Here is a 22,891-nt window from a genome sequence, read left to right as displayed (position 1 = left end):
CTGTTCATCGTGGATCCTCCGGTTGCCGGGAAATGCGTGCATTTTCCACCTGGGCACTTCGATGCCGTTGGCCCGTGAGGATCCACCCCTTCCTCTGCTCTCACGGTTTCGGGTGGGACGCGTTCATTTCATTCTCCTCATACGAAACGAACGAACGGACGCACACCGCTGCGCGCCTCGCGAGCCGCGCATCGATTCAAAGTATAGGGTTGGCCGCGTGACGCGGCGGAGCGTTCTTGTTCTACGCTATAGGGGCGCGCGGAGTGTGCCTATACCGCGCTCGGACGTCGCGCCGGTGCCGCCGCGACGCATTCATCTGAAGGAGAATAATATGTCGATTCGTTTAGGCGAGGACGCACCCGATTTCACGGCCGAGACCACCGAAGGAACGATCAGTTTCCACGAGTGGATCGGCGATCAATGGGCCATCCTGTTCTCGCATCCGAAGGACTTCACGCCGGTCTGCACGACCGAGCTCGGCTACATGGCCAAGCTCAAACCCGAGTTCGACAAGCGCAACACGAAGATCATCGGGCTCAGCATCGATCCGGTCAGCGATCACCGCAACTGGGTCAAGGACATCGAGGAAACGCAGGGGCACGCGGTCAACTATCCGATGATCGGCGACCCCGATCTGACGGTCGCGAAGCTGTACGACATGATTCATCCGAGCGCGAGCGGCGGCGGGCCGCGCACCGCGGTCGACAACGCGACCATCCGCTCGGTGTTCGTGATCGGCCCGGACAAGAAGGTGAAGGCGATGCTCGTCTATCCGATGAGCGCGGGCCGCAACTTCGACGAAGTGCTGCGGCTGCTCGACGCGCTGCAGCTGAACGCGTCGGCGGGGGTCGCGACGCCGGTGAACTGGAAGCCGGGCGACGACGTGATCATTCCGACGTCGGTGTCCGACGACGCCGCGAAGCAGAAGTATCCGCAGGGCTTCAAGACGCTGAAGCCGTACCTGCGGTACGTGACGCAGCCGAAATGACGCGGCACGCGTAACGACGACAGGGGCGTGCCGCGCGTGCTCCGCGGTGCGCCCGCCGAACGACCCGGCCTGGCGGGGCCGCACGCATCGCGAATGCAGGTGACGGAGCGACATCGTGGTGATCTTTCGACAACTCTTCGACCAACAATCGTCGACCTACACGTATCTGCTCGCCGACCGCGCGTCGCGCGAGGCGGTGCTGATCGATCCGGTGTTCGAGCAGGTGCGGCGCGACGCGGCGCTGATCGACGAGCTCGGCCTCGCGCTGCGCTGGACGATCGACACGCACGTGCACGCGGATCACGTGACGGGCGCGTGGATGCTGAAGCAGCGCACCGGCAGCGGCATCGCGTTCTCCGCCGCGAGCGGCGCGGAAGGCGCGGACCGCTATCTGCAAGACGGCGAGCGCTGCGCGTTCGGCGCGCGCTACCTGAGCGTGCGCGCGACGCCGGGGCACACGAACGGCTGCATCACGCTCGTGCTCGACGACGAATCGGCCGCGTTCACCGGCGACTGCCTGCTGATCCGCGGCACCGGCCGCACCGACTTCCAGCAGGGCGACGCGCGCGCGCTGTACCGCGCGGTGCACGGGCGGATCTTCACGCTGCCGGAGAACTGTCTGCTGTATCCGGCGCACGACTACCGCGGGCTCGCGGTGACGAGCGTCGGCGAGGAGCGGCGCTACAACCCGCGGCTCGGCGGCGATCTCAGCGAGGACGACTTCGCCGGCTATATGACGAACCTCGGGCTGCCGCATCCGAAGCAGATCGACGTCGCGGTGCCCGCGAACCTGAAATGCGGCGCGGCCGAGCGCGTGCCGGACGCGTACGCGGAGCCCGCGTGGGCGCCGCTCGCGTATACGTTCGCGGGGATCTGGGAAATCGATCCGCAATGGCTCGAGGATCATCTGAGCGCGGTGCAGGTGATCGACGTGCGCGAGCCGGCCGAATACGACGGGCCGCTCGGGCACATCCCGGCCGCGCGCCTGATCGCGCTCGGCGAACTGGCCGCGCGCTCCGGCGAGATCGCGCGCGAGCGGCCGGTCGTGACCGTGTGCCGCGCGGGCGGCCGGTCCGCGCAGGCGACGGTGATCCTGCGCAAGGCGGGATTCGACACGGTCGCGAATCTCGCCGGCGGGATGCTGCGCTGGCGCGCGGAGGGGCGCATCGTCGAGAATGGGCATTTCTGATCGATCGACAAGGGGACACGCGATGATGCCGACGCTTTACGCCCATCCTTTCTCGTCTTACTGCCAGAAGGTGCTGACCGCGCTCTACGAGAACGGCACGCCGTTCGAGTATCGCGTGCTGGCGCACGACGATCCGCAACTGATGCGCGAGCTCGCCGCGCTGTGGCCGATGAAGCGCTTCCCGGTGCTCGTCGACGCGGGCCGGACCGTGATCGAGGCGACGATCATCATCGAGTATCTCGGGCTGTATTACCCGGGTCCGGTCGCGCTGCTGCCGGACGATCCTCGCGCGGCGATCGACGTGCGGATGATGGACCGCTTTTTCGACAACTACGTGTCGACGCCGCAGCAGAGGATCGTGTTCGACGCGCTGCGCCCGGAGGCGGATCGCGATCCGCGCGGCGTCGCCGACGCGCGCGCGATGCTCGACACCGCGTACGCGTGGCTCGATGCGAAGATGGCCGACCGCGAATGGGCGGCGGGCGAGTGCTTCAGCCTCGCCGATTGCGGCGCCGCGCCGTTCCTGTTCTACGCGGACTGGACGCACCGGATCGATCCGTCGTTCGCGAACGTGATCGCGTATCGCAAGCGTTTGCTCGCGCGGCCGTCGTTCGCGCGCGCGGTCGACGAAGCGCGGCCGTATCGTTCATTCTTTCCGCTCGGCGCGCCGGATCGGGATTGAGGTCACTTCACCGTAAACGCGTAATGCCCGTGCGTGCGGTGGCCGTCGTTCGCGACCGCGACCCAGCCGACCTTGTAGGTGCCGGGCGCGAGGTCCGTCAGCGTCGCCTTCATTCGCTTGTGGTTGCCGTCGTCGACCGCCGACTTGCCGTCGACGACCGACTTGCCGGTGCCGTCGGTGACCGTGATCGAGCTGAACGCGGGTTCGAGCGCGTCGTTGAACTCGATCGACACGACGTGCGGCGCGCTCGCGAGCGTCGCGCCCGCGGCGGGTTGCTGAACCTTCGGGAACGCATGCGCGTGCGCGGCCTGCGCGATCAGAAGGACGGATGCGGCAAGCACGCCGCGAATCGACAGAGAGGTTTTCATAGGTGAAGGATCGGTTTGCCGAGCGGGTTGGGGAGATGTCGTCGGGATACGGATGCGTGTGCAACAGCATGCCGGTATGGCTGCTGGTATGGCTGCCGGTTGCGCGGTTCACCGGAATTCGCGCTTCGACGCTGCAACGAATTATATTCGTCTGATGTGACGTGCCGACGGTCGTTTATCATCAATGGTTCATGCAGACTGAAGGACCCGTGGGTGAAGTATGATGAATACCCGTATGAAATTGATGATTGCCGGAGGGCTCGTGGTGGTTGCCGCCGGCGCTTCGTACCTGCTGCTTCTCAATGCGGACCACCGCGTGATGGCGGAAGCCGGTATGGCCGATTCCACCCGGAATCAGGCCGCCGACGCTCAAATGAGCGATGGTCACACGTCGCAAGGAAACGTCGAGCAGCCGACGCTTTCCTCGGCGCCCGCTAAGAGTGCCGACGCCGTGCAGCAACCGGCGCCCACGTCCGTGGTCGTCACGCCCGCGCCTGCGCCCGGTCCCGTAGCCGTACCCGCAGCCCCGAGCGCCGGCGCGCAACCGCAACTGGCGGTACAACCGAGCGAGCCGGCGACCTCCGCCGTCGCGTCGGTCGATGCGCAGCACGCGCCCGTTTCGGCGACGCATCCGGCACAGCACACGCCGCGTCGCCGCGAGACGCTGGCGCGCCACGCCACGACGAATCAGACCGCGACGAATCAGGCCATGACGCCCGAGACGGCGGCATTGGTCGGCGCGTCGTCGAAACTCGATCCTTCGCTGCCGCCGCCGTCGCTCCCGGTGCGCTCGAGTACTGGGCAACGCGGTTCGTCGTCGGGCTCGAACCCGGTCGCCGCCGCGATGACCGACCAGCTCGTCAGGTCATCGAGTCATCTCGATCCTTCGTTGCCCGCGTCCGGGAGCAATCCGGCGACGTCCAAGTGAGCGACTCCGGATACGCGCGCGGAAAAATGCCGTGTGCATGGCCGTCGGTGAATATGAGGGGCGCTCAATCGCGGGCGGCGGCAAACGCGTCGAGAATCCGCGCGAGAAACGTTTCGTGATCCCACACCGATTCCGGCCGCGATAGCCCGAGCCGCACGACGACGAGCTGCCGGCTCGGAATCACGCTGACGAACTGCCCTTCGTGCCCGACCGCGTGAAACGCGTCGGCGGGCAGCGACGGCGCGGGCGACGTGCGGCTCGTGAACGGCGCCGGCACCTTGACCCACAGATGCGCGCCGAAATCCTGGCGTGGCGACTGTGGCGTCACGCGCGTCATATACCGGACCCAGCCCTCGGGCAGCAGACGCTGCCCGTTCCATACGCCGTCCTGCAGCAGAAACTGCCCGAACGTCGCCCAGTCGCGCGCGCTCGCATACATGAACGATGCGCCCGCGAGCGTACCCGACGCGTCAGGCTCGAACACCGCGGTGCGCATGCCGAGCGGCGCGAACAGCGCGCGGCGCGGGAATTGCAGGTAGTCCGCATCGGAGTCGAACGCGCCGCGCAGCACGCGCGCGACGATCGCGCTGGTGCCGCTCGAGTAGTGCCAGTGCGTGCCGGGCGGGAACGCGAGCGGCTGGGCGGCCGCGTACGCGGCGCCGTCGGGCCGCGCGTACAGCATCACCGCGACGTCGGACGGCGGATGATCGTAATCCTCGTTGAAGCGCAGCCCGCTCGTCATCCGCAGCAGCTCGTCGAGCGTGATCCGCGCGCGCGGATCGCCGGCGCCGCGCCATTCGGGCAGCAGTGCGGCGGCGTTCACGTCGAGCCGGTGCGCGTTCACGAGCAGGCCGGCGAGCGTCGCGGTCACGCTCTTCGTCATCGACCAGCCGAGCAGCGGCATGTTCGCGTCGAAGCCGGGCGCGTAGCGTTCGGCGATCACGCGGCCGCGGTACATCACGACCACCGCGCGCGTGCGGCGCGGCTGCGCGGGATCCGGCTCGGCGAACGCGGCCGCGACCGCCGCCCACAGCTTTTGCGCATCGACGCCGGCCGGTATCGGCGCGACGGGGGGCGCTGCGACGGGCCGTGGTGCGTCCGGCGGCGCCGCGTCCGGCTGCGGCGGGTCGGAGAGCGTGCTGCGCGGAAGGCTCGCATCCGCGAGCGCGGCGGCCGGCACGCCGAGATCGAGCGTGCAGCCGAGCCCGGGCCGGAACTCGGCTTCGCGCACCGCGAGCCCGACGAAGCTCGCGCGCGCGACGCGCCGCGCGCGGTCGACCGACGGATGCACGAGCTTCAGCAGCGGATGGACGCCCGTCATGATGTCCTCGTCGATCACCGCCGCGGCCGGGCGGCCGGACACGAACACGCCCGAGCAGAGCGCCTTCGCCGCGTACGCGGTGCCGAGCGGCGCGAGCTGCGACAGCGTGTGGCCGGCATACGCGGCGCCGGCGAGAACGGGGAGCGCGGCGCTCCAGAGCATCAGCCGCTTGAGTGGGATGGGCATGCGAAACGGGATCGTTCAGAGTCGTGGCGAAGCGGGACGATGGCGGAAGTGTCCCAGTTTCGGCGCGTAACGGGAACCGGGAGGCCCGCATCCGCGCCAACCGCGAGCATGCAAACCGAATGTGTCACGCGCGCGACGACGCGTGTTCGTCACCGGCCGACGCATCGGCTGCGTTCGCGCCGGGCCGCCGACAGAGCCCGGCGCGGGGCGGCGTCAGTTCTGGTTCTCGTTCTGGCCGGGCAGACGCAGCGTCCAGACCGTCGCGGAATTCGTGTTGTCGTCGACGGCCGCGAACTGCGGCTGGCCGTTGCCGCCGCGTCCGAATGCGAGGCCGAACGCGGCGCCGGGCACCGAATCGACCTGCATCTGCGCGATGAAGCGCCCTTCCGGCGTGAATTCGACGATCTCGCTCGGCTGCTGCGGGTCCGGATTGACCGCGTCGCCGTTCGCGGTGACGAGATGGCCGTTCGGCGCAAACGCCAGCGCCAGTGGGCCGTGCAGATGCGTTTGGTCGTAGTAGATCATCCGTCCGACGCCGCCGCCGCCCGTCGTCGACGCGTTGGCGATCGCGAACACCGCATTGTCTCCGGTCGACGCGACGTACAGTACGTCGGTGTTCGCGTTGTACGCGAGCCCGGTCGGGCCGACGACGAGCGCGGCCGGATCGCGCCGGTGCAGATAGCCGGACGCGATGATCCGCGAGGTCTGCCCCATTGTGACCCCGTTGTCGCCGATCGTCAGGTCGAGCCGCGCGACCGTGCCGTCCAGCACGTTCGACACGAACGCGGTCACGCGCTGCCCGTGATCGATGACGGCGAGATCCCATGGCCCGTTGAGCAGGTTCTGCGGCGCGAGCGTCGCGACGAGCTGGCCTTGGGGATTGATGACGAGCAGCGAACCCTGCGTCGAGATCGTGGCGCCGTCCGGCGTCGGCAGGTTGCCGACCAGCACGAAGCCGCTCGACAGCACCGCGAGCGCGGTGGTGAGGCCGAGGTTGCTGCCCTGGAAGAACGTCACGGGCCCGCTGCCCGGCACGAGTTTCACGATCGTCGTGCCGGTGCCCTGCAGATTCGATTGCGCGTTGAAGTTGGACACGACGACGTCGCCCGGCTTCAGCGTGCTCCACGACGGCACGCTGGCCGGCACGAATGCGATGCCGTACGGATTGAGGTCGCCGTTCGTCGGCACGGTCGCGTCGATCGACGCCGACGGCGGCAGGATCACGCCGTCGGCGTACGCGGGCCCGAACGCGGTCGACATCGCGGCCGACATCGCGATGACGCCCGCGCCGCAGGCCGCGCGCCGCAGTAGCGCGGCGATGACGCGCAGCCGGTGCGCGCGCGCTGGCGGACGGGCGGCGCGCGCGGTGCGGGATGATGTAGCGGGGGGATCGACGGAGGAAACGGGATGCGGATTGTTCATGGCTTGGCTCCCTCTTGCATCGCGGCCACCGAGCGGCCATGGAGCGGCGGCAGAGCGACGGCGGTGCGGCAGCGGATCGGCCCGGCGGCCGGCCGGCGGTCGGCCGGCGGTCAACGAGCGCCGGCGGCGGGCCCGATGCTTCGATGCGGCCCGCCGCTGTGCGTAAACGAATGCGGGGCCGCCGTTATTCCGCTCGAATCGGCGGCCGGTTGAAATTTTCCCCGGCGTCGGCCGATAATCGCCGGGATGCCAACCTGACAGCCTGCCGACGGAACCCATGCCCATGTCCTACGACAACAACAACCCGTTCGCGAAGATCCTGCGCGGCGAGCTCCCCTGCGTGAAAGTGGCGGAGGACGACGCGACGATCGCGATCATGGACCTGATGCCGCAAGCGGACGGCCACGTGCTCGTGATTCCGAAGGAGGCCGCGGTCGAAATCTTCGAGCTGTCGGCCGACGCGGCCGCCGCAGCGATCCGGATGACGCAGCGCATTGCGCTCGCGGTGCGCGCCGCGCTGGAGCCGGACGGCGTGTTCATCGGCCAGTTCAACGGCCGCGCAGCGGGCCAGACCGTGCCGCACGTGCACTTTCACGTGATTCCGCGCTGGGAGGGCACCGAGCTGCGCCTGCACGCGCGCGAAATCGCGCCCGCCGCGACGCTCGAAGCGCTCGCGCAGAAGATCCGCGCGCGATTCGTCTGACGGATCGGCGGCGTCCCCGCGTGTGTGCGGGGGCGGATCTTCAGCCTCCGCCGGGCCGCCCCAAGGAGGCTGAGCGCCCCCTCGGGGGGCAGCGAACGAAGTGAGCGTGGGGGGCGTTTCTTTGGAGCGGTCACAACGCGTAACACGTGTTACCGCGTGCGAAACCCGGCGCATAAACCGCCGCGCTACACTCGGCTCGCCTCTTTGATGAGCGATACGGAGTGGTGGGCGCGCGTTTCCGTATCGGCAGTTTCGCGCCATGACAAGATTGCCCCTCGAACCGCAACCTACTTCGCCCCACGCGTTGGGAGCACGCCGATGTCCAGACTTCTCATTACGCTTGCCCTGATCAGCGGCCTGTGCGGCTGTATCGTCGCACCGCCGTACGGCTACGCACCGGCCCCCGGCTACTACGGCTACGCGCCCGCCTATTACGCGCCGCCCGTCAGCGTCGGGATCGGCGGCGTGTTCCATATCCGCTGATCGCGCGCCGTTTTCTTTCGCACAACCTGCGGAAAAACTTACCTGAATTCCTTGATCGCGCGCTGGCAGAACGTCGCGAAGTTGCGCACGACCGCGCGCGGCTTCATCTGCTTCGAATGCACGATGCCGAGCGTCATCGCGCGCAGCTTCTCGCGGAACGGCACGATCGCGAACGCCTGTCCGTCGACGGTCGTCGTCGCGCGCAGCGGGAAGTTCAGGATGCTGTAGCCGAGCCCGTTCGCGACCATCCCGCGCACGACCTCCGGCTGCGCGGACTTGAACGCGACGAGCGGCCGTGGCGCGATTCCGTCGAACAGCGACGCGAAGTATTCGCGGCTGTGCGGCAGGTCGAGCATCACGTACGGCTCGTCGGCGAGGTCGGTCAGCGAGATCGTCTTGCGCGACGCGAGCCGGTGCGCGCTCGGCAGGATCGCGTACGGCGGCAGCGACAGCAGCGGCACGAATTCGATGTCGTCGGTCAGGTCGAGGTCGTACGTGAGCGCGACGTCGAGCAGGCCGTTCTGCAAGCCGCGCAGCAGATCCTCCTGATGCGCTTCGAGCGTGCGGAAGCTGATGCCCGAATGCGTGGCGACGAAGCGGCTCATCAGCGACGGCAGCAGCGGCGGCGCGAGCGACACCATGCAGCCGAGCGAGATCGTGCCCGTCGCGCCGACGTCGAGTTCCTTCGCGGCCGCCTGCAATTCCTCCGCGTTCTTCAGCAGGTCGCGCGTCTTGCCGAGAATGTCCTGGCCCGCCTGCGTCAGCGACAGCCCCTGCGCGTGATGGCGGATGAACAGCTGCACGCCGAGCGATTCCTCGAGGTCGGCGAGCGCCGACGAGATCGACGGCTGCGAGATGTGCAGCAGCTTCGCGGCGGCGGTAAACGACAGAACCTCCGCCGTCACGACGAAATATCGTAGCTGGCGCAGCGAATAGCGAAGCGGCGCGGTTTCCATCCCGTTCTCCATTGCATATACGAAAACTATCTTTTAGCTAGAAAAACAATTTTTGTCCAATTCTGCGGCGACGCTATGCTGGCGCTGTACAGGTTCGCGCGCGGCCCTTTGTGGGCATTTGTGGCCCTTTGTCGTCTGCATCATCCGCATCGACGCGCGCCGACGATCACGCATTCGGAGGACACCCCCATGACTTTCTCTTTGGCCGGACGCTGCGAGCGCGACGGCACCGTCGGCGGCATCGTCTGCAGCTCGAGCATCGCGGTGCCCGCGCGCTGCCTGTGGGGCAGCCCGTCGGGAATCGTGCTGAGCCAGAACGTGACCGATCCGAAGCTCGGACAGATCGGCGTCGAGCTGCTCGATCGCGGCTACGGCGCGCAGCACGTGCTCGACACGCTCGTTTCCGCGCGCGCGCATGCGCAGTGGCGGCAGCTCGCGGTGCTCGACGCGCACGGCAACGGCGCGACGTTCACCGGCGAGCGCGGGCTCGGCGTGACGGGCGTCGCGCGCGGGCGCGATTGCGTCGCCGCCGGCAATCTGCTCGCCGGTGCGCACGTGCCGCAGGCGATGGTCGAAGCGTTCGACGCGTCGGCGGACCAGCCGCTCGCCGAGCGGCTGGTCCGCGCGCTCGAAGCGGGCGCGGCGGCGGGCGGCGAGGCGGGGCCCGTGTATTCGGCGGGCTTCGTCGTATACGGCGGGCCAACGTGGCCGATCGCGAATCTGCGCGTCGACTGGTCGGATCGCCCGCTTGCCGACCTGCGCGCGCTGTGGGAACGTTATGCCCCGCAGATGAACGATTACGTGACGCGTGCGCGCGATCCGGGCCGTGCGCCGTCGTACGGCGTGCCGGGCGATCTGTAGACCGGGGCGCGAGCCTCGCAGGAGCATGACGATGACCCATCCGCTGCGCGACGCGACGCTGTCGATTCTCGATACGCTGATCGCGTTCGATACCCGAAGCGCCCAGTCCAATCTTCCGCTCGTCGAGTACGTGCGCGACTATCTGCGCGGCTTCGACGTCGACGCGTCGCTGACCTACGACGCGACCGGGCAGAAGGCGAACCTGTACGCGACGATCGGCCCGCGCGACCGGCGCGGACTCTGCCTGTCGGGCCACACCGACGTGGTGCCCGCCGACGGCCAGCCGTGGACCGTCCCGCCGTTCGCGCTGACGCGACGCGACGATCGCGTGCTCGGCCGCGGCACCGCGGACATGAAGGGCTTTCTCGCGGCGGTGCTCGCGAGCGTGCCGCATTTCATCGAGCATGCGCGCGAGCTGCCGATCCATCTCGCGTTCAGCTACGACGAGGAAGTCGGCTGCCGCGGCGTGCGCAGGCTGCTCGACAAGCTCGCGCACGCGCCGGTGAAGCCGCTCGCGTGCGTGATCGGCGAGCCGACGATGATGCAGGTCGGCATCGCGCACAAGGGCAAGCGCGCGTACCGTTGCTGCGTACGCGGGCTCGCCGGCCATTCGGCGCTCACGCATCTGGGCGTGAACGCGGTCGAGTTCGCGGCGGAGTTCGTCGCGTTCCTGCGCCGCACCGGGCGCGATCTCAGCGTGCACGGCATGCTCGACGAGCGCTTCGATCCGCCTTACACGACGGTTCACACCGGCCGGCTGAACGGCGGGATCGCGCTGAACGTGATTCCCGATCGCGCGGAGCTCGAGTTCGAGATCCGCAATCTGCCCGGCGACAACCCCGAACGCATTCTCGACTCGATCCAGGCGTACGCGCAGCGTGAGCTCGTCGACCCGATGCAGCGCACGTCGGCCGACGCCGGCGTCGACTGGGAAGCGCTCGCGGACTATCCGGCGCTCGCGGACGAGCCGGCCGTCGCGTGGCTGCGCGATCTGGCCTGCGAGCTGACCGGCGACGCGCATCTGCGCACGCTGTCGTTCGGCACCGAGGGCGGGTTGTTCCAGGCGATCGGGATTCCAACGATCGTCTGCGGGCCGGGCTCGATCGAGCAGGCACACAAGGCCGACGAGTTCGTGACGTTCGAGCAGCTCGACCGCTGCCTCGGTTTTCTCGAGCGGCTCGCGCAGCGATATCCGGCGCGCGCGCCGGCTGGCGCGCCCGCATGACGGGCCGACGGCGTCCGGGCGCGCGGTCCGGCGCCGTTTCACCGAGTTAGAGCACCTGCTCGCATACCCACCACCAGCGCGTTAACACTAATAACGTCTCGAACCGAACGCCGGCAATCTTCCCGCACAGAATTCGCGTCCGATCGCGGGCGGTTGACCGATTTTCACCCGCTGTCTCCACCCGCTGCGGCGCGCTGCATGCGGCGACGGCGGTCGAGCTTGGCCCGCATTCGCATCGCGACGACGATCCGAATCCCCATCCGCCATCAAACCGTGTCCGGCGCATCCGGTCGCATGCTCGAGGAAGGCCGGCAGGCCGGGACCGTACGCGTGCGCGTCGGGGTCGCGCCGCCGCCTTCGACGCATGTGCCGCATGGGCCGAAGGAGCGAACATGTCGCATACCGAAGCCATCCCCCAGCCGAAAGGCGATCCGTTCATCGGCAACCTGCGCTCGATCGACGGCGATGCGCCGATTCAGGGCTTCATGCGCCTTGCGCGCATCCACGGCCCGATCTTCCAGCTCGATTTCTTCGGCAACAACCTGATCGTCGTGAGCTCGCACGAACTCGTCGACGAGATCTGCGACGAGGCGCGCTTCGACAAGCGCGTCGCCGGTGCGCTGAAGAACATCCGCGATTTCGCCGGCGACGGGTTGTTTACGGCCAAGACCGACGAGCCGAACTGGGCGGTCGCGCACCGGCTGCTGATGCCCGCGTTCGGCCCGATCGGCATTCGCGGAATGTTCGACCGGATGCTCGACATTGCCGACCAGATGGTCACGCGCTGGGAGCGCTTCGGCCCCGGCAACGTGATCGAGGTCACCGAGGACATGACGCGGATGACGCTCGACACGATCGCGCTGTGCGCGTTCGACTACCGCTTCAACAGCTTCTATCAGCGCGAGATGCATCCGTTCGTCGGCGCGATGGTCGACGCGCTCGCCGAGGCCGGTGCGCGCACGCGGCGGCCGGAGATCGCGAGCAAGCTGCTGCTGCGCACGCGCCGCGCGTACGACGACGATCTCGCGCTGATGCGCGAAGTCGCCGACGAACTGATCGCCGAGCGCAAGCGCGACCCCGACGCCGCGCAGAAGAAGGATCTGCTCGGGCTGATGCTGTCGGGGCGCGATCCGGTGACGGGCGAAGGGCTATCGGACGAGAACATCCGCTATCAGCTCGTCACGTTCCTGATCGCCGGGCACGAGACGACGAGCGGGATGCTGTCGTTCGCGACGTACTTCCTGATCAAGAATCCGCACGTGCTCGAGAAGGCGCGCGCGGAGGTCGATGCGGTGCTCGGCACCGACGTGCCGCGCGTCGAGCACATCGCGAAGCTGCGCTACATCGAGCAGGTGCTGATGGAAAGCCTGCGGATCTGGCCGACCGCGCCGGCGTTTTCGCTGAAGCCGCGCGAGGACACGGTGATCGGCGGCCGCTACGCGCTCGGCCGGCGCGACACGCTGATGGTGCTGGCGCCGATGCTCCATCGCGACACGAGCGTATGGGGCGACGACGTCGAGACGTTCCGTCCCGAGCGCTTTTCGCCGGAGGAGGCGGAGAAGCGGCCGCAGAACGCGTGGAAGCCGTTCGGCAACGGCCAGCGCGCGTGCATCGGCCGACCGTTCGCGATGCAGGAGGCGGTGCTGCTGATCGCGATGATCCTGCAGCGCTTCGATCTGATCGAGGACGATCCGTCGTATCAGCTGCAGGTGTCCGAGACGCTGACGCTGAAGCCGCACGGTTTCCGGATCCGCGTGAAGCGCCGCGGCAGCGCGTCGTTCAGGCCGCGCGGCGTGCTCGCGCCGCAGGCCGCGCCGGCGGCCGCGCAGCCGGCGCCGGCGCCCGCGCGCGCACCCGGCGAGCAGGCGACGCCGCTCGTCGTGCTGTACGGATCGAATACCGGCTCGGCCGAGGCGTTCGCCGAGCGGATCGCGAGCGATGCGGCCGCGCAGGGTTATGCGGCGGAAATGGCGCCGCTCGACGAGCACGCGGGCCGGCTGCCGACCGAGGGCGCGGTCGTGATCATCACAGCGTCGTACGAAGGCCAGCCGCCCGACAACGCGCGCCAGTTCGCCGCGTGGCTCGATACGCTCGCGCCGGATGCGCTGAAGGGCGTTCGCTACGCGGTGTTCGGCTGCGGCAATCGCCAGTGGGCGCGCACGTATCAGGCGGTGCCGAAGCGTTTCGACGCGGCGCTCGAGGCCGCGGGCGCATCGCGGCTGCGCGCGCGCGGCGAGACCGACGCCGGTGGCGACTTCTTCGGCGAATTCGACGCGTGGTACGCGGGCCTGTGGAGCGACTTCGGCCAGGCGCTCGGCAAGACGGTGCAGGCCGCGCCGAGCGGCGCGCAGCTGCAGGTCGAGCGGGTCAAGGACGGCCGCGCGACGATCCTGCGGCTCGGCGATCTCCAGTACGGCGAAGTGATTGAGAACCGCGAGCTCGTCGACATGAGTTCGCCGCTCGGCCGCTCGAAGCGCCATATCGACATCGCGCTGCCGGCCGGCATGACGTACCGCGCCGGCGACTACCTCGCGGTGCTGCCGCACAACCCGATCGCGGTCGTGATGCGCGCGCTGAAGCGCTTCGATCTCGCGTCGGACAGCCAGATCGTGATTCGCAAGCCCGAAGGCGGAATCACGTCGCTGCCGGTCAATCATCCGATCGGTGCGAGCGATGTGCTGTTCCACTACGTCGAGCTCGCGCAGCCGGCGACGCGCGGCCAGGTCGCGACGCTGGCCGCCGCGACGAGCGGGCCGCAGCAGGCCGAGCTGAGCGCGCTCGCCGACGAGGACGCGTATCAGCGCGACGTGCTGGGCAAGCGCGTCAGCGTGCTCGATCTGCTCGAGCGCTATCCGGCGTGCGCGCTGAGCTTCGCCGCGTTCCTCGAGATGCTGCCGCCGGCGCGCGCGCGCCAGTATTCGATCTCGTCGTCGCCGCTGTGGGATGCCGCGCGCTGCACGCTGACGGTCGCGGTCGTCGATGCGCCGGCGCTGTCGGGCCAGGGGCGCTTCCAGGGAATGGCGTCGACCTATCTCGCGAACTGCGCGCCGGGCACGCGAGTCGCGGTCGCGGTGCGGCCGTCGAACGATCTGTTCCATCCGCCGGCCGCGCCCGACGTGCCGATGGTGATGGTCTGCGCGGGCACCGGCCTCGCGCCGTTCCGCGGCTTCCTGCAGGAGCGCGCGCTGCAGGCGCTGAGCGGGCGCAGCGTCGGCAAGGCGCTGCTGTTCTTCGGCTGCGATCATCCGGACGTCGATTACCTGTATCGCGCCGAGCTCGCGCAATGGGAGGCGGCCGGCGTCGTCAGCGTGCGGCCCGCGTTCTACAAGGCGCCCGACGGCGACGTGACCTTCGTCCAGCATCGCGTGTGGCAGGACCGCGCGGACGTCGCCGCACTGTTCCGCGACGGCGCGCAGGTCTACGTGTGCGGCGACGGCCGGCGGATGGCGCCGGCGGTGCGCGACACGTTCGTGCGCATCTATCAGGAGGCGGTCGGCGCGAGCGCCGACGCCGCGGAGCAGTGGATGGAGCGCATCGAGCGCGAGACCGGCCGATACGTGTCGGACGTGTTCGCGTGACGCGATGCCGGTGACGGCGCCGCCCGGCGCCGTCACCAATGTAGTGCATGAAAGCCGCCGAAGCCGCCGAAGCCGCCGATATGGCGGCTTTTTTCATTTTTCGCGCACTGTGCGTGGGCTTTTGTAAAGGCTATGTCAGGAAGCGACAGGATAAGAGAAGTCTATGCAGTGAAAAGCAAATATGTTCTTTTGCGGATTATTTTGTTGCTCGACAGTGAAGTCGAGCTGAATCGACGTCACACACGGTCCGGGCCGATCCGTTCGTCGCGCGAATCAGCGAAGCGATGAAGTTGAAAAATTGTACGGACATCGAATCATTCATTTGCGAGGCGAGATCGTGAACACCACCCCCACCAAGCGTCATTTCCATCTGGCATCCACCGCGCTGACGGCGGTCGCCGCCGCGTGCGCGGCGTTCGTCGCGATGCCGGCCGCGCATGCGGCCGACACGGAGCTCAATGTCTACAACTGGTCCGACTACATCGGCCCGGACACGGTCTCCGGGTTCGAGAAGCAGAACGGCGTGCACGTCCGCTACGACAACTACGACAGCAACGACACGCTGCAGGCGAAGCTGCTGTCCGGCAGCTCCGGCTACGACGTCGTCGTGCCGTCGTCGGATTACATGGGCAAGCAGATCGAGGCGGGCGTGTTCATGAAGCTCGACAAGTCGAAGCTGCCGAACCTCGCGAACCTCGACCCGGTGCTGATGAAGATCGTCGCGCAGGCGGACCCGGGCAACCAGTACGGCGCGCCGTACGCGTTCGGCACCGACGGGATCGGCTACAACGTGCAGGCCGTGAAGAAGGCGCTCGGCGACAACGCGCCGGTCGACAGCTGGTCACTGATCTTCGATCCGGCGAACCTGTCGAAGCTGCAGGGCTGCGGCGTGTCGTTCCTCGACGATGCGGGCAACGTGTTCTCGGCGGCGCTCCAGTACGTGCACAAGGATCCGAACAGCAAGAACCCGGCCGACTATCAGGTTGCGTACGAAGCGCTGAAGAAGATTCGACCGTACATCACGCAGTTCAACTCGTCCGGCTACATCAACGACCTCGCGAACGGCGACATCTGCGTCGCGTTCGGCTGGTCCGGCGACGTCGGCATTTCGCACCGCCGCGCGGAGGAAGCGAAGCGCGGATACGAGATCCGCTACACGAACCCGAAGGAAGGCGGGCTGCTGTGGTTCGACCTGATGGGGATTCCGAAGGGCGCACCGCATCCGGAGGCGGCGCTGCAGTGGATCAACTACATCGAGGATCCGAAGGTCAACGCGGGGATCACGAACGCGGTGTTCTATCCGACCGCGAACGTGCCGGCGCGCAAGTACGTGAATCCGGCGATCCTGAAGGACACCGGCGTGTATCCGTCCGAAGACGTGCTGCTGAAGATGACGCTGATGAAGCCGCTGCCCGCCGAGATTCGTCGGCTCGAGAACCGGCTCTGGTCGCAGATCAAGACGGGCCACTGATCGCCACATAAAAAAACTCGCCAAGAAATTCGCCAGGAGAACCCTAGATGAAGAAAAAGCTGATCTGCCTGCTCGTCGCCGGCGCGTTGCCCGGCGTCGCGCTGGCCGACTCGACGTCGGCACAGATCAAGGCGCTGCGTGCCGAACTCAACGAACTGCACAAGGAAGTGAAGTCGCTGAAGTCCGAGCTCGCCGCGAAGCCGGCCGGCACCGCGCAGGCGGCCGTGGCCGCCGCGCCGGCCGACGCGTCGTCGCCGGACTACGGCAAGGCGCCCGCCGTGCTGACGAACGACGACCTCGGCGAAATGAAGCAGGAGATCGCGAGCCAGCAACTGAAGGTCGACTCGTTGAGCGACGCCGCGAACACCGGGCCGATCGCCGGCCTGTCGATCACCGGCTACCTCGATCCGACCTACATCTACAACCGCGCGGCGAGCACGTCGTCGTTCCTGTTCGCGAACCACGAGAGCAACTACAACTACTTCAACAGCACGTTCGGCGACCTGTACCTCGACATCAAGAAGACGTTCGGCGTCGGCCCGATGGCGCCGTCGGCCGAGGTCACGCTGATGCCGAACCGCGGCAATGGCATCACGCTGCTGTCGAACGAGCGCGGCAACATCGGCAACAACATCCTGAACACCGCGGTGATCACGGTGCCGGTGTCGGGCACGACGACGCTGGTCGGCGGCCTGATGTCGAGCTTCGGCGGCTACGAGGTTCAGCAGTCGAACCAGATGCTGACGCTCACGCACAACCTGCTGTACGACTTCTCGGATCCGGGTGCGTACGTCGGCCTCGGCGTGAACTACTCGCCCGACGGCAGCAACTGGGCGTGGAAGTTCATGCTCGGCAACGAGCAGGCTCGCACGGCCGGCTCGGTGGTGACGACCGGCACGAACGCGTTCGGCGATCCGATCACGACGAGCAACCGCGTGCCGAGCTTCACGGCGCGCGTCGACTACACGAAGTCGAGCGCGCTCGACATCGGCGGCTCGATCAACATCGGCCGCCAGACGCTCGCGCAAAGCACCGACTCGGCCGGCAACCTGGTGTACGGCCCGGGCGGCGGCGCGTCGAGCCCGTTCGGCACGTACTTCTTCGGTGAAGCGGATGCGACGTACACGCTCGCGGACGTGCAGTACAACGCGGAGCTCGACTACGGCCAGCAGCAGCATGCGGCGTTCAACGGTGGCCTTGCGCAGTGGTATGGCCTGTCGCTGCTCGCGCACCGCAAGTTCAACGCGCCGGTGGTCGGGCGGATGGGCGTGACGCTGCGCTACGATGTGCTGGTCGATCAGAAGAACGGCGGCGGTGGCGGCGGCGTTGTGCTGAATGGCAACGGGATGGATCCGTTCAACGGCTTCGGCATCGATTCGGATTGCCTCGCGATGTCGAAGGCGAACGGCGGCGTGGGCTTCGAGTGCAAGGGCGCGACGCGCCAGGATGCCGCGGTCGACCTGCTGTTCTACCCGACGCAGCAGATCACCGTGAAGGTCGAATACCGTCACGACTGGGCGAACCGTCATGTGTTCCTGCGCAACGACGGGTCGTACGCGAAGTCGAACGATCTGCTCGGCACGCAGCTGATCTACTCGTTCTGATTGCCGCGACGGCAGGGGCGGGCGTGCTGTACGCCCGCCCTTCAGCCCCCGTCGCGCTATCCTTTCACGCACACCACCTGACGCAGCGTGTGCACGACCTCGACGAGGCTGCGCTGGGCGGCCATCACGGCATCGATGTCCTTGTAGGCCATCGGGATTTCGTCGACGACGCCCGCGTCCTTCCGGCATTCGACGCCTTGCGTCGCCTTCACCTGATCGTCGACCGTGAAGCGGCGCTTCGCTTCGGTGCGGCTCATCGCGCGGCCCGCGCCGTGACTGCACGAGCAGAAGCTCTCCGGATTGCCGAGCCCGCGCACGATGAAGCTCTTCGCGCCCATCGAGCCCGGAATGATCCCGAGCTGCCCCTTCTGCGCGGACACCGCACCCTTGCGCGTCACGTAGACATCCTCACCGAAGTGCCGCTCCTTCTGCACGTAGTTGTGGTGGCAGTTCACCGCGTGCTCGTCGACGTCGAACGGCTTGCCGATCGCGTCGCGCGCCGCGCCGATCACCGCGTCCATCATCACCTGCCGGTTGCGCCGCGCGTAATCCTGCGCCCAGCCGACCGCCGCCACGTAATCGTCGAAGTGCCGGCTGCCTTCCGTGAAATACGCGAGATCGCGATCCGGCAGGTTCGCGATGTGCTGACGCATATCCGCTTGCGCGAGCTCGATGAACAGGCTGCCGATCGCGTTGCCGACGCCGCGCGAGCCGCTGTGCAGCATGAACCACACGCTGCCGCGCTCGTCGATGCACACTTCGATGAAGTGGTTGCCCGTGCCGAGCGTGCCGAGATGCGCGTAATGGTTCGTTTTCTCGAGCTTCGGATATTTGCCGACGATCCGCTGGAATCCCGGCAGCAGCGCCTTCCACATGTCGTCGACCGCGGCCGGCGCGCGCTTGCCCCATGCGCCCGGGTCGCGCCGTCCCGGCGCGCGGCCGTGCGGCACCGCGCGTTCGATCGCGCCGCGCAGCTTCGCGAGCGAATCCGGCAGATCCGACGCGGTCAGCGTCGTGCGCGCGGCCATCATCCCGCAGCCGATGTCGACGCCGACCGCGGCCGGAATGATCGCGCCCTTCGTCGGAATCACGCTGCCGATCGTCGATCCCTTGCCGAGGTGCACGTCCGGCATCACGGCGATGTGCTCGAACACGAAAGGCATCTGCGCGAGGTTGCGCAGCTGCTTGCGCGCGTCGTCCTCGACGGCGACGCCGTTCGTCCACATCTTCACCGGCTTGCCGTGCGCCAGCTCCATCACCTGATAATCCAGTCCATCCATTGCTTCACCCGATTTCGTTGTGCCGGGAGCGCGGCGTTTTTTGCGCCGCGCCTCCGGTTCATTGTGCCGTCTTGATGCTGACGAGCCCAGCAAGGCTTGCGAACTTTGGCTCGCGGGCCAGCGGGACATCCGGCTGCATTCCTGTACGCGAGGAGCGTGCCAGCGAGCGATGTATCGATGGGGGAACGCCGCAACATATTGATCTGACAGCGATATTTCTTGTTGCGCAGGCGGTGCGCCGATTTCGAGCTGATCGCGGGCACGCACCGCGACCTGCGGCAGATGGTGGCCGCAGGCACGTTCCGCGAGGATCTGTATGCGCGGATCAATCTGTGGACATATGTGCTGCCCGGCCTCGCGGAGCGCCGCGAGGACATCGAGCCGAACCTCGATTTCGAGCTCGACCGCTTCGGACGGGAGCAGGGCGAGCAGGTGCGCTTCAACGTCGAGGCGAAGCGGTGCTATCTCGCGTTCGCGACGTCGTCGCGCGCGGCGTGAGCAGCCGAACGACGCGGATCGGCTACGCAAATATCACGCCGCCGACTCGAACCCCGTCAGCACGCCGACCGCGTTCACGCCGATCTCGTCGACCGCATAGCCGCCTTCCATCACGAACAGCGTCGGCAGCCCGAGCCGCGCGATCGCCGCGCCCATCCGCGGATAGTCGTCGCTCTTGAGCTTGAAGCTCGAGATCGGATCGCCTTCGAACGTATCGACGCCGAGCGACACGATCAGCGCATCCGGCGCGAAACGGCCGATCTCGCCGCACGCGTCGGCCAGCGCCGCCGAATAGCCGGACCAGTCGGTGCCCCACGGCATCGGGTAATTGTGGTTGCAGTCGGCGCCCGCACCGTGGCCGGTCTCGTCCGCGTAGCCGAGGAAATGCGGATAGTCGACCGCAGGATCCGCGTGCAGCGACGCGAACAGCACGTCGCCGCGCTCGTAGAAGATCGACTGCGTGCCGTTGCCGTGGTGATAGTCGACGTCGAGAATCGCGACGCGTTTCGCGCCGCGCGCGAGCCAGTCCTCGGCGGCGATCGCCGCGTTGTTCAGGTAGCAGTAGCCGCCCATCACGTCGCGCCCCGCGTGATGGCCGGGCGGCCGGCACAGCGCGAACGCCGCGCGCTGGTCGTGCTCGACGAGCCTGGCGCCCGTCAGCGCGACCCACGCCGATTCCTCGATTGCGGCCCACGTGCCGGCGGTGATCGGCGCGCCCGCATCCATCGAGTAGTAGCCGAGCTTGCCGTCGATGTCCTTCGGCGGCCGGTCGGTGCGCATCCCGCGCGCGGGCCAGACGGTCGGCAGCCCGTCATGCGTGCGGCCCATCGCGCTCCATTCGTTCCACGCGTTCTGCAGGAATTCGAGGTAGGCGTCGCTGTGCGCGCGCGCGAGCGACTCGATGCCGAACGCATCGGGCGCGACGACGGCACCGAGCCCGACGTGCTTCAGCCGCTCGTGGATGATGTCGACGCGGCGCGGCATTTCGAAACAGGGCTTCAGCTCGCCGTCGATCAGTTCGCCTTTGCCGTGATGCAGGCGATGACGTTCGCCATAGATCGTAATCAAGGATGTCTCCTTCTGGAGTGTGGTCGGATCGCGGGGATCGGACGACTATCGCCAGCCGAATCGGGATTGCCAAGAAGAATCCGCGTATGCGCTGCATAGGCGAATGCTATGCCAATGCGCGACGGATGATGGTGCCTGAACGGCTATGCCGAACCGGAATTGCAAAGACCATATCTATGCACTGAAAAGCAATTATGTTCTTTTCCTGTGCATTTTGTTGACCGACAGTATCGCAGACGCTTCCCGTTGTGCGGGAAGCCGGCATTTTCAACGGGAGTTCGCCTTGACCGATCTGTCTTCGACTCAACCCAGCCATGCGGAATGGCAAACGCTCGCGGCGCGCATCGAGCCGCGCGCGCAGGCATGGATCGACGGCCGCTTCGTCGACGCGCAATCCGGCCGCACGTTCGCGGCGATCAATCCGGCGACCGAGGCGCGCATCGCGGACGTCGCGTCGTGCGATGCCGACGACGTCGATCGCGCGGTGCGCGCCGCGCGCGCGGCGTTCGAATCCGGCGCGTGGTCGCGCTGCGCGCCGGCCGAGCGCAAGCGGGTGCTGTGCCGGCTCGGCGAGCTGATCACCCGGCATGGGCGCGAGCTTGCGCTGCTCGATTCGCTGAACATGGGCAAGCGCGCGGCCGATGCGCTCGCGGTCGACGTGCCCGGCGCGGCCGGCGTGTTCGCGTGGTACGGCGAGGCGGTCGACAAGCTGTACGGCGAAGTCGCGCCGACCGATCCCGGCAATCTCGCGATCGTCACGCGCGAGCCGCTCGGCGTCGTCGGCGCGGTCGTGCCGTGGAATTTCCCGCTCGACATGGTCGCGTGGAAAGTCGCGCCCGCGCTCGCGGCCGGCAACAGCGTCGTGCTGAAGCCCGCCGAGCAGTCGCCGCTGTCGGCGCTCAGGCTCGCGGAACTCGCGCACGAGGCCGGCGTGCCGCGCGGCGTGCTGAACGTCGTGCCCGGCTTCGGCCATACGGCGGGGCGCGCGCTCGGCCTGCATCCGGACGTCGATGCGGTTGCGTTCACCGGCTCGACCGAGATCGGCAAGAAATTCCTCGAATACGCGGGCCAGTCGAACATGAAGCAGGTATGGCTCGAATGTGGCGGCAAGAGCCCGAACCTCGTGTTCGACGACGTCGACGACATCGATCTCGCCGCGCGCAAGGCGTGCTTCGGAATCTTCTTCAATCAGGGCGAAGTGTGCTCCGCGAATTCGCGGCTGCTCGTGCAGCGCTCGATTCACGACGACTTCGTCGCGCGGCTCGTCGAGCATGCGCGCGCGTACTGGCCCGGCGATCCGCTCGATCCCGCGAGCGGAATGGGCGCGATCGTCGACCACGCGCAGTTCGAGCGAGTGTGCGCGGCGATCGCGCGCGGCCGCGAGCGCGCGACGCTGGCGGCGGGCGGCAACGCATGCCAGGTGAACGGCAAGGGCTGGTTCGTCGAGCCGACGATCTTCACTGGCGTTACGCCCGACGATCCGCTCGCGACCGACGAAATTTTCGGGCCGGTGCTCGCGGTGATTCCATTCGATACGGAGGACGAAGCGATTCGTCTCGCGAACGATTCGATCTACGGGCTCGCGGCGTCGGTGTGGACGGGCAGCCTCGCGCGCGCGCATCGCGTGTCGGCGCAGTTGCGTGCGGGCACGGTGTCGGTGAACACCGTCGACGCGCTGAGCGCGCAGACGCCGTTCGGCGGCTTCCGCCAGTCGGGCTTCGGGCGCGACCTGTCGCTGCACGCGCTCGACAAGTACACGGGGCTCAAGACGACGTGGATCACGTGGTGAGCCGCTTATTGCACCACCTTGCATCCACGTCGTCCCTGCCTCGATATCAGACCATTTTTCGGAAGGAGTAGCCGATCATGAATACCCGCGAGCTGCCGCGCCGCAACACGCAGGACTATCAGAAGATCGACGCCGCGCACCATCTGCACGGGTTCGTCGATCAGAAGGCGCTGAACGCCGAGGGTCCGCGCGTGATGGTGCGCGGCGAGGGCGTCTATCTGTGGGACAACGACGGCAAGTGCTACATCGACGGGATGTCGGGCCTCTGGTGCACGAACGTCGGCTACGGGC

At 67.6% G+C, this 22,891-nt stretch carries 19 protein-coding genes and 2 pseudogenes; 15 read left to right on the top strand and 6 right to left on the bottom strand.

The annotated features are described in order from the left end of the window. The first annotated feature begins 331 nt into the window (after positions 1-331). The 3 genes from HZI36_RS26340 to HZI36_RS26330 all read left to right on the top strand — a co-directional run bounded on the left by HZI36_RS26340 (position 332) and on the right by HZI36_RS26330 (position 2,859). Positions 332-988 carry a peroxiredoxin gene (locus tag HZI36_RS26340; protein WP_179405606.1) on the top strand — a complete coding sequence of 219 codons (657 nt, stop codon included), beginning with the start codon at positions 332-334 and terminating at the stop codon, positions 986-988. A gap of 118 nt (positions 989-1,106) precedes the next feature. After that, complete coding sequence (locus tag HZI36_RS26335; protein ID WP_179405610.1) at positions 1,107-2,177, top strand: rhodanese-like domain-containing protein; 1,071 nt, start codon at positions 1,107-1,109, stop codon at positions 2,175-2,177. Between the two features lie 22 nt (positions 2,178-2,199). Next, positions 2,200-2,859, top strand: coding sequence for a glutathione S-transferase family protein (locus HZI36_RS26330; RefSeq protein WP_179405605.1), 660 nt, complete (start codon positions 2,200-2,202; stop codon positions 2,857-2,859). 2 nt (positions 2,860-2,861) lie between these two features. Here the strand turns inward: HZI36_RS26330 and HZI36_RS26325 are convergent, their stop codons facing one another. After that, positions 2,862-3,227 carry a copper resistance CopC family protein gene (locus HZI36_RS26325; protein WP_179405604.1) on the bottom strand — a complete coding sequence of 122 codons (366 nt, stop codon included), beginning with the start codon at positions 3,225-3,227 and terminating at the stop codon, positions 2,862-2,864. Between the two features lie 235 nt (positions 3,228-3,462). On the opposite strand from HZI36_RS26325, the gene HZI36_RS26320 reads away from it, so the two are divergent. Next, a complete protein-coding gene (locus HZI36_RS26320; RefSeq protein ID WP_343050562.1) occupies positions 3,463-4,155 on the top strand; it encodes a hypothetical protein in 693 nt (230 codons plus the stop codon). Positions 4,156-4,219: 64 nt separating this feature from the next. Here HZI36_RS26320 and HZI36_RS26315 read toward each other — a convergent pair whose 3' ends face one another. Together HZI36_RS26315 and HZI36_RS26310 are read right to left on the bottom strand one after the other, a co-directional pair. Then, positions 4,220-5,662: a serine hydrolase domain-containing protein gene (locus tag HZI36_RS26315; protein ID WP_179405602.1), complete on the bottom strand. Its 1,443-nt coding sequence runs from the start codon at positions 5,660-5,662 to the stop codon at positions 4,220-4,222. Positions 5,663-5,875: 213 nt separating this feature from the next. Further along, positions 5,876-6,850, bottom strand: coding sequence for an NHL repeat-containing protein (locus tag HZI36_RS26310; protein ID WP_179405609.1), 975 nt, complete (start codon positions 6,848-6,850; stop codon positions 5,876-5,878). A gap of 517 nt (positions 6,851-7,367) precedes the next feature. Between HZI36_RS26310 and HZI36_RS26305 the strand changes: the two genes are divergently transcribed. Next, positions 7,368-7,787 carry an HIT family protein gene (locus HZI36_RS26305; protein WP_179405601.1) on the top strand — a complete coding sequence of 140 codons (420 nt, stop codon included), beginning with the start codon at positions 7,368-7,370 and terminating at the stop codon, positions 7,785-7,787. A 318-nt stretch (positions 7,788-8,105) separates the two neighbouring features. After that, positions 8,106-8,270, top strand: a complete 165-nt coding sequence (locus tag HZI36_RS26300) for a hypothetical protein (RefSeq protein ID WP_179405600.1) — start codon at positions 8,106-8,108, stop codon at positions 8,268-8,270. Between the two features lie 38 nt (positions 8,271-8,308). Here HZI36_RS26300 and HZI36_RS26295 read toward each other — a convergent pair whose 3' ends face one another. Then, the gene (locus tag HZI36_RS26295; protein WP_179405599.1) at positions 8,309-9,226 is read right to left on the bottom strand and encodes a LysR family transcriptional regulator; all 918 of its coding nucleotides are present in this window, start codon (positions 9,224-9,226) and stop codon (positions 8,309-8,311) included. A 189-nt stretch (positions 9,227-9,415) separates the two neighbouring features. Here HZI36_RS26295 and HZI36_RS26290 point away from each other — a divergent pair, with 189 nt between their 5' ends. From HZI36_RS26290 to HZI36_RS26265, 6 genes are all read left to right on the top strand, one after another. Further along, entirely contained in the window at positions 9,416-10,087 is a 672-nt protein-coding gene (locus HZI36_RS26290; RefSeq protein WP_179405598.1) for a DUF1028 domain-containing protein, read from the top strand. Positions 10,088-10,118: 31 nt separating this feature from the next. Beyond that, on the top strand, positions 10,119-11,312 hold the full coding sequence (gene argE, locus HZI36_RS26285; protein ID WP_179405597.1) for an acetylornithine deacetylase: 1,194 nt from the start codon (positions 10,119-10,121) through the stop codon (positions 11,310-11,312). A 392-nt stretch (positions 11,313-11,704) separates the two neighbouring features. Next, the gene (locus tag HZI36_RS26280; RefSeq protein WP_179405596.1) at positions 11,705-14,890 is read left to right on the top strand and encodes a bifunctional cytochrome P450/NADPH--P450 reductase; all 3,186 of its coding nucleotides are present in this window, start codon (positions 11,705-11,707) and stop codon (positions 14,888-14,890) included. Between the two features lie 47 nt (positions 14,891-14,937). Further along, the gene (locus HZI36_RS26275) at positions 14,938-15,108 is read left to right on the top strand and encodes a hypothetical protein (RefSeq protein WP_179405595.1); all 171 of its coding nucleotides are present in this window, start codon (positions 14,938-14,940) and stop codon (positions 15,106-15,108) included. Between the two features lie 206 nt (positions 15,109-15,314). Beyond that, entirely contained in the window at positions 15,315-16,361 is a 1,047-nt protein-coding gene (locus HZI36_RS26270) for a polyamine ABC transporter substrate-binding protein (RefSeq protein WP_179405608.1), read from the top strand. Between the two features lie 47 nt (positions 16,362-16,408). After that, positions 16,409-17,965, top strand: a complete 1,557-nt coding sequence (locus HZI36_RS26265) for a DUF3138 family protein (RefSeq protein WP_179405594.1) — start codon at positions 16,409-16,411, stop codon at positions 17,963-17,965. A 56-nt stretch (positions 17,966-18,021) separates the two neighbouring features. On the opposite strand, the gene HZI36_RS26260 is transcribed toward HZI36_RS26265, so the two are convergent. Continuing rightward, a complete protein-coding gene (locus tag HZI36_RS26260; RefSeq protein ID WP_281376660.1) occupies positions 18,022-19,245 on the bottom strand; it encodes an RtcB family protein in 1,224 nt (407 codons plus the stop codon). 237 nt (positions 19,246-19,482) lie between these two features. On the opposite strand from HZI36_RS26260, the pseudogene HZI36_RS26255 reads away from it, so the two are divergent. Beyond that, a pseudogene (locus HZI36_RS26255) lies at positions 19,483-19,737 on the top strand (sigma 54-interacting transcriptional regulator); the annotation flags it as partial. Between the two features lie 39 nt (positions 19,738-19,776). On the opposite strand, the gene HZI36_RS26250 reads toward HZI36_RS26255, so the two are convergent. Next, positions 19,777-20,811: a histone deacetylase family protein gene (locus HZI36_RS26250; RefSeq protein ID WP_179405593.1), complete on the bottom strand. Its 1,035-nt coding sequence runs from the start codon at positions 20,809-20,811 to the stop codon at positions 19,777-19,779. 283 nt (positions 20,812-21,094) lie between these two features. Here HZI36_RS26250 and HZI36_RS26245 point away from each other — a divergent pair, with 283 nt between their 5' ends. Beyond that, positions 21,095-22,600, top strand: a complete 1,506-nt coding sequence (locus HZI36_RS26245) for an aldehyde dehydrogenase (RefSeq protein ID WP_425485300.1) — start codon at positions 21,095-21,097, stop codon at positions 22,598-22,600. A 77-nt stretch (positions 22,601-22,677) separates the two neighbouring features. Further along, a pseudogene (locus tag HZI36_RS26240) lies at positions 22,678-22,891 on the top strand (aspartate aminotransferase family protein); the annotation flags it as partial.

Source organism: Burkholderia guangdongensis, assembly GCF_013403875.1.
Classification (GTDB): domain Bacteria; phylum Pseudomonadota; class Gammaproteobacteria; order Burkholderiales; family Burkholderiaceae; genus Burkholderia; species Burkholderia guangdongensis.
The sequence above is the reverse complement of the archived record's forward strand: the minus strand, read 5'-3'. Positions and strand labels throughout refer to the sequence as shown.

Excerpts from the sequence above, each read along its gene's own strand:
- HZI36_RS26315 (WP_179405602.1), bottom strand. The coding sequence starts at position 5,662 with ATGCCCATCCCACTCAAGCGGCTGATGCTCTGGAGCGCCGCGCTCCCC.
- HZI36_RS26275 (WP_179405595.1), top strand. The coding sequence starts at position 14,938 with ATGAAAGCCGCCGAAGCCGCCGAAGCCGCCGATATGGCGGCTTTTTTC.
- HZI36_RS26295 (WP_179405599.1), bottom strand. The coding sequence starts at position 9,226 with ATGGAAACCGCGCCGCTTCGCTATTCGCTGCGCCAGCTACGATATTTC.
- HZI36_RS26260 (WP_281376660.1), bottom strand. The coding sequence starts at position 19,245 with ATGGATGGACTGGATTATCAGGTGATGGAGCTGGCGCACGGCAAGCCG.
- HZI36_RS26280 (WP_179405596.1), top strand. The coding sequence starts at position 11,705 with ATGTCGCATACCGAAGCCATCCCCCAGCCGAAAGGCGATCCGTTCATC.
- HZI36_RS26340 (WP_179405606.1), top strand. The coding sequence starts at position 332 with ATGTCGATTCGTTTAGGCGAGGACGCACCCGATTTCACGGCCGAGACC.
- argE (WP_179405597.1), top strand. The coding sequence starts at position 10,119 with ATGACCCATCCGCTGCGCGACGCGACGCTGTCGATTCTCGATACGCTG.
- HZI36_RS26325 (WP_179405604.1), bottom strand. The coding sequence starts at position 3,227 with ATGAAAACCTCTCTGTCGATTCGCGGCGTGCTTGCCGCATCCGTCCTT.
- HZI36_RS26320 (WP_343050562.1), top strand. The coding sequence starts at position 3,463 with ATGAAATTGATGATTGCCGGAGGGCTCGTGGTGGTTGCCGCCGGCGCT.
- HZI36_RS26300 (WP_179405600.1), top strand. The coding sequence starts at position 8,106 with ATGTCCAGACTTCTCATTACGCTTGCCCTGATCAGCGGCCTGTGCGGC.
- HZI36_RS26330 (WP_179405605.1), top strand. The coding sequence starts at position 2,200 with ATGATGCCGACGCTTTACGCCCATCCTTTCTCGTCTTACTGCCAGAAG.
- HZI36_RS26270 (WP_179405608.1), top strand. The coding sequence starts at position 15,315 with ATGCCGGCCGCGCATGCGGCCGACACGGAGCTCAATGTCTACAACTGG.
- HZI36_RS26290 (WP_179405598.1), top strand. The coding sequence starts at position 9,416 with ATGACTTTCTCTTTGGCCGGACGCTGCGAGCGCGACGGCACCGTCGGC.
- HZI36_RS26305 (WP_179405601.1), top strand. The coding sequence starts at position 7,368 with ATGTCCTACGACAACAACAACCCGTTCGCGAAGATCCTGCGCGGCGAG.
- HZI36_RS26265 (WP_179405594.1), top strand. The coding sequence starts at position 16,409 with ATGAAGAAAAAGCTGATCTGCCTGCTCGTCGCCGGCGCGTTGCCCGGC.